The organism is Weeksella sp. HMSC059D05 (assembly GCF_001809725.1).
Classification (GTDB): domain Bacteria; phylum Bacteroidota; class Bacteroidia; order Flavobacteriales; family Weeksellaceae; genus Weeksella; species Weeksella virosa.
On record NZ_KV798546.1, the window covers coordinates 236,496 to 249,793 of the forward strand.

Below are 13,298 nucleotides of genomic sequence, written 5' to 3' on the forward strand. Positions count from 1 at the left end.
ATTTATTACAAACCTCGCTCAAACAAATGATCGAGGTTTGTTTTTTCTTATTTCTATCCCTAAAAAAGTTGTAATTAAAAACAATATAAAAATCTGTACGGTAGGTTTGTACTATCCATCTAGATTATTCTTTCTTCATGTTACAACCAATCTTTTCTTGGGTCTTTTGGTCATAATTTACAATTCTCCTCCCACGCCTTTAAACTTCTCAACAAACGCAACAATCTTTTCAAATACACTTTGTTTCTTGGTCAAATACTGAGGATTCAGAGGGCTCATTTTCGGTAAAAGCGCATTGAGCTCTGTTCCGTTTTCGCTGGCATATTCCCGCTTCAAGGAATTTAATATGTAACGTTTCGCGGCTTCTTCATTTAGATTTTCATCTGCAATCAACTCTGTGGCTTCGGCTTTCTGCTTACTTTGCGCAAAGACAAAAAACGAATCGATTACATGTGCCTTATCTTGGATCGCGTCTAGGTCGGTCTCGTTAATGAAATCAACGACCAAACTCTCTTTGGCTCTATTCCCAACGCTTGCACGAATCACCCTGCGTATTTCTTCTATTAAGGCAGCTTTGTCTTTGGTTTTTTTGTTGTGCTCAAAAATCAATTCGAGGATATAATCTAGATTTATTTCCTGCGATTTTAGTAAGTCTACTTCAAAAACCACATCGTCCCAATCGATAGTGGATTCTTCTGCCTCTTTGCCACTTTTTTCCCGTCTTAACCAATCCCGAATATCGTTGTAGACCGAACGGTAATCCTGAGCTGCTCTTTCTGTGAGGAATTCTATATTGTGCATTGCAGCAATGTCCTCATCTGTGAGAAAATGTTCTTTTTTAAAAACCTCTACCGCCTGCGGATTGTGGATGTCTATTTGCTGCAAGGCTTTCAAATGGCTAAATTCATCGTAGTTTTGGAGTATATTTTCTACTCTCAAATACTCACCAAACAGTTTTACAAACTCCTTCTTGTCTGCCTCTTTAACGATTTCGTCCGGGTTAGGGAATTTCTCATTCAACTCTTTCACAACCTCGACGTAACCTCTGCGCGCTTCGCCGGTGATGATGTCTGTAAAACCTTCCAAGTATTCTTGATAACTCTTTTCTAGAACGACATTTTTAGTATTGCTATCCCCAAACAGCGTGATGGCATCAATCGTCGCTTGCTCCAAATCTCTAAATGTAACAATGTTTCCAAAGGTCTTCGTAGCATCATAAATTCGGTTGGTTCGTGAAAAGGCTTGTATCAAACCGTGATAACGCAAATTCTTGTCGACAAACAATGTATTGAGTGTTGGCGCATCAAAACCCGTCAGGAACATTCCGACAACAATAAGCAGGTCCACCTCCTTATTTTTTACCCGCTTGGCAAGGTCTCGATAATAATTCTGAAACTCATTACTGTCAACACCATAACTTGTTCCGAACAGGGTATTATAATCGCTGATGGCTTTGGTCAGGAATTCTTTGGCAGTAACATCCATTGCCGAGGGCTCGAAAGTTTCGTCAACAATTTCACCAATAGAACTTTGCTCTTCGTTGGCTGCAAAAGAAAAGATGGTCGCTATTTTTATGGGTTTGTCGCTCTCTTTCTGCAGCTTGTTCAGCTCCTCATAATAAAGCTTGGCGGCATCTACACTGCTCACGGCAAACATGGCATTGAAGCCCTTGTTGTTGCCTTGTGTCCTGTGCGTTTTTATTCTGAAATTGTTTAAAATGTACTGCGAAATCTCGGTGATGCGTTTGGGATGAAGCAAAGCTCTTTTGTTTTCTGCTGCGCTTAGTTTTTTCTCATCCTGTTCCTGCTCTATATTTTTAAACTGTGGGCGGACATCGTTATAATCTACTTTAAACTTCAGAACCTTTTCGTCTTTAATGGCATCTGTAATCACATAGGAATGCAACTCGCGACCGAAAACACTGGCAGTCGTTTCAGCACCCAAGGCATTTTGTGGGAAAATGGGTGTTCCGGTGAAACCAAATTGATAGTATTTTTTAAATTTCTTTTTTAATTTCTTTTGCGCCTCCCCAAACTGCGAACGATGGCATTCGTCGAAAATGAAAACTACTTGCTTCTGATAGATCGGCAAATCGCCCTCGATTTTCATCAGGTTGTTTAGTTTTTGTATGGTGGTGACAATAATTTTGTTGTCGTCTTTTTCGATATTTCGCTTTAAACCTACGGTACTGTTAGAACCGTTCACACTGTCGGGCGAAAACCGCTGGTATTCTTTCATGGTTTGATAATCCAAATCTTTGCGGTCTACGACAAAGAATACTTTATCTATAAAATCCAACTGCGTGGCTAAACGCGCCGCCTTGAAACTGGTGAGCGTTTTACCCGAACCTGTGGTGTGCCAAATATAGCCGCCACTTTCGGGTTTCGACCAATTTTTGGCCTGGTAAGAACTTTCTATTTTCCACAAGATTCTTTCGGTGGCTGCAATCTGATACGGCCGCATGATGAGAAGTGTATCGCTGGTATCAAAAACCGAATAGGTGAATAACACATTCAGCAATACTCTTTTTTCTAAAAATGTCGCGGTAAAATCTTTCAGATCTTTGATGAGCGAGTTGTCGGCCCGTGCCCAATTCATGGTAAAATCAAAACTGTTTTTATCGCGCTTGGTGGTGTTGGCAAAGTAGCGGGTGTCCGTGCCGTTGGAAATTACAAAAAGCTGTACGTATCTAAAGAGAGAATTAGTACTGTTGAAGCTTTCTTTAGAATATCTGTGAACCTGGTTAAAGGCTTCCCGGATGGCTACTCCGCGTTTTTTCAGTTCTACCTGAACCAAGGGCAATCCGTTTACCAAAATGGTGACATCGTAGCGATTGGCATGCGAGCCTTTCTGCTCAAACTGAGAAATAACCTGTACCTTATTTCGGGTGATGTTCTTTTTATCAACCAAATAAATGTTTTGGATATGGCCATCATCAAAAACAAAATCGTGGATATAATTGTCGTGGATTTTTCTGGTTTTCTCTACCTGTTTATCGCTTGGTTTATCCAGATATTCTTCTACAAAGCGAGTCCATTCTCCGTTCGAGAATACCACATTGTTCAGCGTCTGCAGCTGTACCCGCACATTGGCCAACATGGCTTCTTGTGTCGTGAGGTTTTTGGGGTTCTCATAGCCCTGGTTGATCAGGTCCTGGATAAATTCTTTTTCTAGTGCTGCCTCAGTCTGGTAGCCTGCCGAAGCCTCGTTCGCCGCAGCGTGTTTGGTGTATTTTTCGAGTACGATGAAATTGTTGGTTTCTGCGATGGATTTATACATGATGGGTAATGGTTAATGGTTAATGGTTAATGGTTAATGGATAATGGGTAATGGGTAATGGTTAAGGGGTAATGGTTAAGGGTTAGGGGTTGGCTTTGGTGGTTTTGATGATGCTTCTAATCAGTTTTATAATTTCAACAGCGTCGGCATTTATACTTTCAAATTGTTCTCTGGTCAAATAATCTGTTGCCACAAGCAATTCTAACCAATATATAGTTTCATTTATTTCTTTCTGTGCTATTGCCATTTTATGCCTGAAGTCGGTTTTAGACTCGGCATGTTCTGCCTCACGAACCATTGCCCCCACACTTGTACCCGAGCGCAATAACTGTTTCGATAAAACGTATTCCTTTTTCTGCTCGCATAAATGACGATATAGTTTCACGATACGTACCGCAAAGGAAAAACTTTTAATTTTAACAATATTCTCTCTCACCTCATTTACAATTTACAATTAACCATTAAACATTAATAATTGATCCCTGTAATACTCATACTGCTTTTGCCTCAATTCTATTTCGCGGGGCAAACCTTCTGTGATGGAGCTGGTCAGGGTATCGAACTTATCGAGGATGGCGACGATGCGTTCTTGCTCGGCGAGCGGTGGAACGGGGATTTTTATTTTTGCCAAATCATCCGCATTTACTCGTTTTACTTTTGTTCCTGTTATAAATGGCCTTTTTTGTTTTTGAAATTTTTCTGTTTGAAAAAAATAAGCTACATATTTTGGATTAAGACTGTGTCGATAAAAACATGCATCACTACTAACCGCTATTTCTTCTTTTCCTAACCAAGCTACTGCCTTACATACATCTTCATCATTTTCACTTGTAGTGGCTATGATTAAGTCTCCTGATTTGGCTTTACGAGCTTTTTTTGCAAATTCTTCAGATACAAATGATTTAGTTTCATTGGCGTATGTACCGTACTGGGTGTAAATTTGACCGTAATGAATACAACCGAGACCAGTTTTGGTAAAATCTTTTTTTTGCAATCCTTTACCTCTTATAAAAACTCCTAATTCGCTCATTGTCAACCACTTATACCCCCCCTATTAGTATCATCAAAACTCAGCAGTTTATCACGGTAATACTCGTACTGCTTTTGTCTGGCTGTAAGCTCGGCTGTAAGCTCGGCTGTAAGCTCGGCGAAACGGTCTAAAATACGAACGATTTCTTGCTGAACGTCGAGAGGAGGAATGGGGATTTGGAGTTTGGCCAAGTCTTTAGGATAGACATGCGGCACTCCACTTCCTTTTTTTAAATTATAAATCCAATTTTGATTATTTAATAAAAAATGAAAAACATATTTAGTATTCAAAATTTTAATATCTGGTTTTACTGAAAAAGCATCTGAAACATAAATTGGTTCATTCCAAAATAATAAATGACCCGCATATGCCCCACTTCCCGCAACAGTAATAGTTTCACCTTCTCTGTTAAATTCGGCATTATAATAAGCAGGTTGTTGCCCCCCACTTATCACTGGTATATTGCCATCTGTTTTCGTTTTAGCAGTGATCGTTTGTCCTCTTTTCAACTCTGCCACATCCCCCAGCGTTTTCCATTCTACTTCTACGCCCTGTAGTAGTTTTTCTAAGTAACTCATGCTTCAATCTCTTTTATAATTTTATCAATATCCGCACGCAGTGTATTTATTTTTTCCACTGTTTTTGCTATTTCTGCATTCAGGGCTACAATATCGATTACTTCTCGTGTGTCTTTGGCTTCTACATACGAGCTAACAGACAGGTTGTAATCGTTTTCGGCAATTATGCTGTTATCGACAGAGATCGCCACGTGTGCTGTGTCTTCTTTGGTATCGAAGTGCTGCATAATTCGCTCTATATGCTGATCCTCTAGCACATTGTTATTGGTTACTTTTTTGTAGAATTCTTCGCCCGAAGCGTCTATAAACTGTGTTTTGGTATCGGTTTTATGTTTAGAAAGCACGAGAATATTCACGGCGATCGACGTTCCGTAGAATAAATTAGGCGCAAGTGCAATGACGGTTTCTACAAAGTTGTTGTCTACCAAATATTTTCTGATTTTTTGTTCGGCACCGCCACGGTAAAAAATACCGGGGAAGCAAACGATGGCTGCTCTCCCTTTACTCGATAAGTAATGCAAAGCGTGTAGTATAAAAGCAAAATCTGCTTTAGACTTAGGGGCTAAAACACCGGCAGGCGCAAAGCGGTCGTCGTTGATGAGCGTTGGGTCGTCGCTACCGATCCATTTTAGCGCGTAAGGAGGATTAGAAACAATGGCATCAAACGGTTTTTCGTCACCAAACTCTGGTTGTAGAAGGGTGTTGCCAAGTGTAATATTGAACTTGTCGTAGTTGATATTGTGCAAAAACATATTCATACGCGCCAGGTTGTAGGTGGTATGGTTTACTTCTTGCCCGTAGAAACCTTCATCGATGATATGGTTGTCGAAATGTTTTTTGGCCTGCAACAGTAGAGAACCCGAGCCACAGGCGGGGTCGTATATTTTGTTTACAGAGGTTTGTTTGTGCATCGCCAATTGTGCAATGAGTTTGGATACGGTTTGGGGCGTGAAATACTCGCCGCCCGATTTACCGGCGTTGGCAGCATAGTTACCGATAAGAAATTCGTAGGCATCCCCAAACAGATCGATCTGATTGTCTTCGAAATTTCCAAAATCGAGTATTTCTATGCCTTTCAGTACTTTTGCCAGGGTGTTGTTTTTGGCTTCTACGGTATTGCCCAGCCGTGTACTGGTGGTATCGAAATCGGCAAATAAACCTTTGATGTCGGGTTCGGACGGATAACCGTTGGCAGAGCTTTCGATGGCATCGAAGATGGCCTTTAAGTCCGTATTCAGATTGGGGTTGGTATGGGCGTTTTTGGCAATATTGATAAAAAGTTGGCTTGGATAAATGAAATAGCCTTTTGTTTTTACGGCGTCTTCTTTTATTTCGGGGGTTATTACATCATCCTGCAGGGCAGCATAGTTGATGCTTTCATCTCCACCCTCGATGTAATTGGTAAAGTTTTCACTAATAAAGCGATAGAACAATGTACCTAAGACGAATTGTTTAAAGTCCCATCCATCGACCGAGCCACGAACTTCGTTGGCTATTCTCCAGATTTTTGCTTGTAATTCTTGTCGTTGTGCAATGCTTGTCATTTTTGTGTTCTTAAAAAATACTTCTTATGGTTTCACTTTCAATATTTTGGCAAGATAGTATAGAAAAAATGTTGCTTTTTTTGGGTTGTTATTGATTTTTTTATTTGACTTATTTTTATGTTGTTTGACGTATGAATTTCATTATTATTTCTGTTTATTTTAGCATGTTTTTTCTTTTGTTCTTGCCCGTATAATCATGTGTATGTAAAGATAGATTTTATATTCTATCTTATTGTTTATTCTCATAAAATTGTTAGAAAAAATTGTATAGCCGTAAAGTTTCTGCGTTGGCTTTTTTTTGGTTTTGCTAACATGAACAGCATAGACGATTTACTACCCTTGATAAAAATAAGCTCCTCTTCTTTTTGGTGGAAGAAAAAAGGAGAAATGGTAGGTTCACTTTTGGTAAACTATACACTTCTCCTCTTGGTTGTTGTTTTCGCAATGCGAATAATAACCCTACTGTTTTATCATTTTTTTTGCACTGTCTGATGCAATGATTAACCCGCCTGCAAGCATTATAACATCTTTCAGGACCAAGCGTCCTGCACCAGAAAGGTAAGGGAAACCATGTTGCGGTGTTGGGAAATCTCCGCCTAAGTTGGGTACATAGACTTCTGGTGTTGTAACCAAGAAAGATAGGGTTACTATAGACATACCAAATGTAAGTAATCCGCCTACAAAACCGATTTTAGGAAACCAAATTCCCAAAAGTACTAGAATACCGATGCTACAAATTACGGTACCCAAGCCATACGAAAATAGATAGGTTCTGTTTTCTTTATGCCAATCTATATTTTTCTGCACGGTTTTTCCTTCAGGATTTTTATACAAGGTATATTGTGCTACGGTTTCCCCTTTCTCATTGGTAGCTGTTTTGCCTGTGTTGTTGTAGAAAAACTTCATAAATGGGCTATTGATAACAAATGGTACGATGCCGTCTGCTTCGTATTGGAATGCTTTCAGTCCGCCGATCCATGCCATTACGATAAAGATTGCGATCCGAATAAGGTGGATAAAATTGGTTTGTTGAGTTGCTAAAATTTGTGCTAATCTTTTCATTGTATGCATATTTAATGGTTTTTAGCAAAGATAGAAGATGCTAAGCAGCGAAAGAATGGACAAATAAGGGAAAAGCATAGACTATTTTGCCACGATGGATATGCCTACTTTTTTTCTGTATACACTTGGAGAAACGCCTACATTTTTTTTGAAATATCGACTGAAATAAAATTCATCTCTGAAGTTTAATTCTCGTGCAATTTCTTTGATTGATTTATACGTTAGGTGCAGCATTTTTTTTGCTTCTAGCACTACTCGTTCATTGATTAATTGTGTAGGAGACTTGGAAAACTGTTTTTTTACTTTTTTACTAAAAGCATCGTTCGAGAGTGAAAATTCTGCAGCATAAAAGCTAACTTTTCTTTCTGTTTTGTAGTGTTTTTCTAGCAATTCTTGAAATAGAATCACATCTTTGTTGGGCAATTCATTTGGTTTGGTAGGTGCTAGATATTTAGATTTTTCTTTACTAGAAATGGATAAGATTAGTTGTAAATACGATTTTACAATAGAATCTGTATAGGGATTATGAACGTTACTTTTCAGTTCAATTTCCATTTTTTCTATCGTACGAACAATCTCCTCATAGTATGTTTTGTTGATATTGAAGTAGGGTTTTTCGTAGATATTATTGAATAAAATTCCGTTGCAAGATATTAGGTTTTTATGATATTCTATACAATAATAATCGCCATGAAATTGTATCAATTGCAATTCTGTCTCATGGTTGTCCAGCCATCTAAATTGCTGATACGGTGCGAGGTATAACAATGTATTACCCGAGCATTGATATTGGATGAGGTTTATTTCGAACTTTGCAAAACCCTGAAAAACAAATATTTGGTAGTATGGACAGTTGACTGTCTTCTGAAAAAAATTACTTCTGCTATTTTGTATAGAAAATTGATCCAAAAGTGATGTCTGCAAAATTACCTCCAATAATGGGCGTGTATGTGCAGCGGTAGATTAGCTGTACTTTTTTGTTATTTTTTTGGTAAAAAGTTTTTAGAAAAATACACTCTTCTAATTTACCACTACACGTTTTATTTAATTTACATACACGCTTTTATATATGATTAGTTGGTTTTTAGTATCTTGTTTTGAGTACCATTTTACCAAGGTCTTTAATTTCCTCTTGTCCTGTGAAAAAAACTTCGCCTTTTTTAGAAATTACTTCCCAAGCAATGTTACTTGTGATGTCGTCTATGGCATTGGGTGTTGTAACATCATCGATAATATCGAATGTTCTTTCGTCTTTCATCAATACAGGTTGTGAGAAATTATGGTGAACAATCAAAAGTTCTCCACGACCGTCGATAGCTGCCTGATAAATTTCTTGTAAATCGGTAAGTACTTTACCTTGTGCAATCGCCTCTTTCATATCGGCAATGGCTTTACTTTTACGTTCATCTTGTAAAGATTTGATGATTTCCCAAGATTGTTTAACGATTTGATGCGTTTCTCTTTCGTTATAATTGATAGCAGCATACCCAAGATAAACCGATGGTTTGTCGGCTACTTGCTGTAATCGGCTGTAGTTATCTTCTGTACAAATCACAACACAATCAAGACCGGTTTCGTTATGTACTTTCACCAACGCTTTGTCTACTTTATTCAAAAATTCGCGAACCAAGTTGTCTAGGTGTTTAGAATCGCTGGTTTTATCTGGATTGGTATTGTAATGCGGATTTTCTGAAAAAGGAAAATCTCCATTTTTGATTTCGTTGATTATACCGTCGTTAACCGCTTCGTATAAATGTACACCACTTTGCGAAAGCAACATTACTAAATAGTGGTTACTTCTGTTGTATGATTTTATGATAGATCTTACCGCAAAACCATCCGATATATGAACCCCTTCGTTATTGGTAGACCAAGAAGATTTTATGATTTCCATTGTGTCGTTTGATAAAAAGATATGCAAACTATCCAAGTTGTGATTAATATCTACTTCATTAGCTACATCTTTTATTTTCTCTAAAAGCGACGCAACTGGTCTTTTACCAAACTCATCGATTACTCTGTTTTCGGCCTCTTTCAGTAGGTTGTTTAACTTTATTGAATCATTTGCATTATCGGGATGCGTTCTATGCGTATTCAATGAAATAGTAACACATGGTGAGTTTTTTTCTGTTGCTAATCTTTGTAGTTGATCTTTTAATTCCATTTTATTCTTTTGTTAATTTTTAATGTTTGTTTTCTTGCTATACTGTTTTTAGAATTTACGTTTTTCTTCTTCCCGATATTTTCGTGCCATTTGATATTTCTATACCTCCCATTACCTTGGCAATAAGCTGTCGAGCACTGGCACATGTACGTACTTTTGTCGAGTAGAATTCTAGCATGACTACCGGTTCCTAACCAACGTTATTTCTATGAACCAATATAGTTAAAAAATATGAAAAATGAAAATTATGGCGACTAAAAATTAGAACAACTCTCCTCTATTTTGCAAGACTTGTCTTCTGTTGAACCTTTCTATTAAGATTTTTTTCGTGCTGATTACGACAAAGAAAAATAGATTTCCATATATTCTTTTGCCCAATACCCTAGCAGCACGGTAGTAGCAGCCTCGAAAATATTTACCAGCCAAAAAATTACCTTGCTAGAGAAAGTATAAAAAAGTTTTTTTAGTTGCTCGAGTGTTGAAATGAATAGACGCTTCTTTTTCTATCAACTGTTATTCTCCTACCAAACTCAACTTTTTTCTAGGCTGGTAATCGATAATGTTCTTAGCGATTAGGTTTTCAATAGCCAAATTGACCTCACTGCGAATAAAAAAATCTTCCGAATCCTTCAATAATAGATGGGTAAGATTGGATTTATAACAATCATTTTCGCGTATCGTTTGTTTTATACGATCTTTTAGTTTTCGGTTGAAACCTATGTTTTTTATAGCAAAGGTTCTTAAAAGCTCTTCGTCTATATTAGAATAACCGACTTTGAAGAAGATTTTATCATCTTCGACTTTGTTTAACAATTCATAAGGAATCCGAATGACCGAAATTTCATTGAATTGTGTTTCATTATCAAAACAATCGTACATTTTTTTCCAAAACTTATAAAGCACAGAGATCGGGAGAAAATAAAAAGGATTATTCTTTCCGTTATGTATCCATTCTCTATCGTAAAATGCTACCCATACAGGCATTAAGATTAATTTTTGTAAATTATAGAGAGCTTCCAATTCTGATACGAAAAGATAAAAATATTTCTTGTCGTTACTCTTGAATCCAAATCTGGTCTTGCATTTCACATCAATTAAGAGGGTTCCCAAATCTGGGAGATTTAAGATAAAATCCGCTCTCTTGGATTTGGTTTGCTCAATCAAGACTCCCGAGCGTTCTTTGCCGTATGGCCCTTGACCAATATACAGAAAAGGAACATTGTTTTTTTCTAATAATGTTTTGAACTCTTCTTCGCATTTTATTCCATCTAATTCCCTTTCTGATAAAAAAATATTAATTTTTATTCCACTAAAATATCCATTGTTGGTCAAAGTCTCGAAGTTTTCATTTTGACTTTCTGATTTCAGACTATCAAATAATTTCGAATGCCCTTTGCAGATATAAATAGAATTTTCTTCAGACTTATAATTAATGTAACTCATTTTATCATCCGATTTAGTTTCTGATAAGTTGTTGTAAAAATAAAAAAACCGAAATTATCGAATTATAACGTAAACAGTGTTTGGCAAGCATTTGTTAGCCTAGACGATTACTTTTTGATTTTACTTATCTGAGCTCTATTTTTTCGGTTTTATTAATTTAAAGGATTTGTAATTAATTTTTGTTTTCGTTTTAAACAAAAGGGTAATGCAAGATGCCAAAACAAACGGAAAGGTAAGTTGAGGGAAATCGAACTTCGACATTAATAGACTAATACCCAGCGATACAAATACAGCAATCAAAACCAATAGTCCGTCCCTGAACTGTCTGCCCGCAAATACAATTGCACACAAGACCGCGTTATAGCCATATAGACCAAGACCAATATCGTTGATTGGCGCAGAAAAGCCGAATGCGATAAGACTGGATATAATTGCACCAAAAAGTCCATACAATGCAGAAATGCGTGAACTAATAAATACAGCGATAAAAAATAAAATTCCAGACACTATACTTCCTTGGAATATTACTTGCCCAAAACCTCTGAAAACCGTCGCTAGATAATCGTTAGCTTGGTTGCTAGTGAGTGCAGGTTCTGCTAATAAATCTCCACTATAATTATTGCTAATGAAAAGGATCAACCAAGTTATCACAACAAACGGCAGCGTGAAAACGGGGATTTTCCGTCTCATAAAAAAGTGTTGTAATACAGTGGCCAATGCCGAACCTATCATGATAAATACCCAACTTGCCAACGCTGGTTTTAGGAACAAAGCAACTGCAACGCCAACCAAAGCTGCACTAAACCCGTACAGTCCTTTATCGATTTCTGCTTTGGGATATTTGAATATAATGGCAGTAACTGTTCCGCACACAACTGCTAATAATGAAGCAAAACCCATATGAGATGAGCCGTAAAAAATACCAATAAGAAAAAGTAAGCCAGTAATACTATTTTCTTGGAGCATGATTTGTCCATACCCCTTTAATAGTACGGACATGGCCGAAACAACCTTACCAGCCAATTCATTTTTTGTATCTAATTTCCATCTCACTGCTACGATGTTATAAATTAATTTACTTATCCTATCGGATAGAGTTTGTTCTGCAATATTACCACTTAGCAGCCAGAGTTTAGCAATGGTTGCAGAAAATTTCATTCCCAGTTCTATGATTGATTTTTGCAACAAGCACCATCGAAGTCACCCGCCCCGTTTTTCTTATTTTTTGTTTATTAGTTGGGTTAATTTAATCATCGTTCTAAACGAAATGTCGGGGCGTGCCAATTGATTGACTGTTCCTGCTATGAAAAAATTTTCTTTCGGCCTGTAAAATGCCAAGGCTCCCGAAAGTCCAGAATGCCCAATAAAGGACAAAGTTGCGCCTGTAGGATTAAAAAACCAAGGAAGTTTGAATAAATGAATACCAATACCCGATCGCATCGGGAAAAATATCTTGTTCCATTCTTGCAATCCATTAATGTATTCTTTCGGAAAAACCTTTCCAGTAAAAAATGCTTCGATAAAAACAAGCATATCGGTGGAAGTTGACACCATTCCACCGTCTGCACAAGAAGAAGTCATTGCCTTGGGTATGTTCAGTTCATTGTTTTTGTAGTAAAATGTCTTCGGTGTTTGGTCGGTGGGGTCTTGGTATAGATAGGTTTTTGTCAAACCAAGTGGTTTAACAATAATTTGCTGACAGTTTTCCGAATACGATTTGTGCGTAATGGCCTCAATGATTTTACCTAAAAGCTGGAAATTTGTATCGGAATAGTTGGCTTTCCCTTTTGTGCCAGGTGCAAAAAGTGATGCCATGTTTTTCGTCCTTTCAATTGCTTGTTCGAAAGTCCAAAATTGGTCGTTGCCTTGGGTTAATTCGTTTTCCAAACTTTTACGGTTCGCTCCCTTTCCTTGAAAATAGTCCGGAAGTCCAGACGTATGAGAGAGTAGATGTTTAATTGTTAGTTCTTGCGAGTATTCTTTTCCTCTATAATTATGCAATCCCGATAAAATAGATGGATCTATGTAGGTACTGATTTTGTCATCAAGACGTAGTTTGCCTTCTGCTCTTAGTTTCAAGATGATTGCAGTGGTGAAAAGCTTTGTGGTACTTGCAATGAAATACGATTGGTCAATCGTCATATTTCCCGATGAACCTTGCCATATGAAAGTTCCTTTTTTCAAGGCAAACGATGTCC

At 37.5% G+C, this 13,298-nt stretch carries 11 protein-coding genes; all 11 read right to left on the reverse strand.

The window, feature by feature from the left end:
* Positions 1-177: 177 nt before the first annotated feature.
* Positions 178-3,279, reverse strand: a complete 3,102-nt coding sequence (locus HMPREF2660_RS07865) for an HsdR family type I site-specific deoxyribonuclease (RefSeq protein ID WP_070486520.1) — start codon at positions 3,277-3,279, stop codon at positions 178-180.
* Between the two features lie 82 nt (positions 3,280-3,361).
* Positions 3,362-3,715 (reverse strand): four helix bundle protein, encoded by a 354-nt coding sequence (locus HMPREF2660_RS07870; protein WP_013597196.1) that lies wholly within the window; start codon positions 3,713-3,715, stop codon positions 3,362-3,364.
* An 18-nt stretch (positions 3,716-3,733) separates the two neighbouring features.
* Positions 3,734-4,309 carry a restriction endonuclease subunit S gene (locus HMPREF2660_RS10775; protein WP_083299094.1) on the reverse strand — a complete coding sequence of 192 codons (576 nt, stop codon included), beginning with the start codon at positions 4,307-4,309 and terminating at the stop codon, positions 3,734-3,736.
* A gap of 2 nt (positions 4,310-4,311) precedes the next feature.
* Positions 4,312-4,887, reverse strand: coding sequence for a restriction endonuclease subunit S (locus HMPREF2660_RS10780; protein ID WP_083299095.1), 576 nt, complete (start codon positions 4,885-4,887; stop codon positions 4,312-4,314).
* Entirely contained in the window at positions 4,884-6,431 is a 1,548-nt protein-coding gene (locus HMPREF2660_RS07880) for a type I restriction-modification system subunit M (RefSeq protein ID WP_070486521.1), read from the reverse strand. The genes HMPREF2660_RS10780 and HMPREF2660_RS07880 overlap by 4 nt, the downstream gene beginning before the upstream one ends.
* A gap of 459 nt (positions 6,432-6,890) precedes the next feature.
* A complete protein-coding gene (locus HMPREF2660_RS07885; RefSeq protein WP_070486522.1) occupies positions 6,891-7,493 on the reverse strand; it encodes a DUF417 family protein in 603 nt (200 codons plus the stop codon).
* A gap of 81 nt (positions 7,494-7,574) precedes the next feature.
* On the reverse strand, positions 7,575-8,429 hold the full coding sequence (locus tag HMPREF2660_RS07890) for an AraC family transcriptional regulator (RefSeq protein WP_255356439.1): 855 nt from the start codon (positions 8,427-8,429) through the stop codon (positions 7,575-7,577).
* Between the two features lie 148 nt (positions 8,430-8,577).
* Positions 8,578-9,657, reverse strand: coding sequence for a baeRF3 domain-containing protein (locus tag HMPREF2660_RS07895; protein WP_070486524.1), 1,080 nt, complete (start codon positions 9,655-9,657; stop codon positions 8,578-8,580).
* A gap of 513 nt (positions 9,658-10,170) precedes the next feature.
* Positions 10,171-11,100, reverse strand: coding sequence for a hypothetical protein (locus tag HMPREF2660_RS07900; RefSeq protein WP_070486526.1), 930 nt, complete (start codon positions 11,098-11,100; stop codon positions 10,171-10,173).
* 135 nt (positions 11,101-11,235) lie between these two features.
* Complete coding sequence (locus HMPREF2660_RS07905; RefSeq protein WP_070486528.1) at positions 11,236-12,258, reverse strand: urea transporter; 1,023 nt, start codon at positions 12,256-12,258, stop codon at positions 11,236-11,238.
* Positions 12,259-12,318: 60 nt separating this feature from the next.
* The coding region (locus HMPREF2660_RS07910) for a serine hydrolase domain-containing protein (RefSeq protein WP_070486530.1) at positions 12,319-13,298 on the reverse strand (980 nt) is incomplete at its 5' end.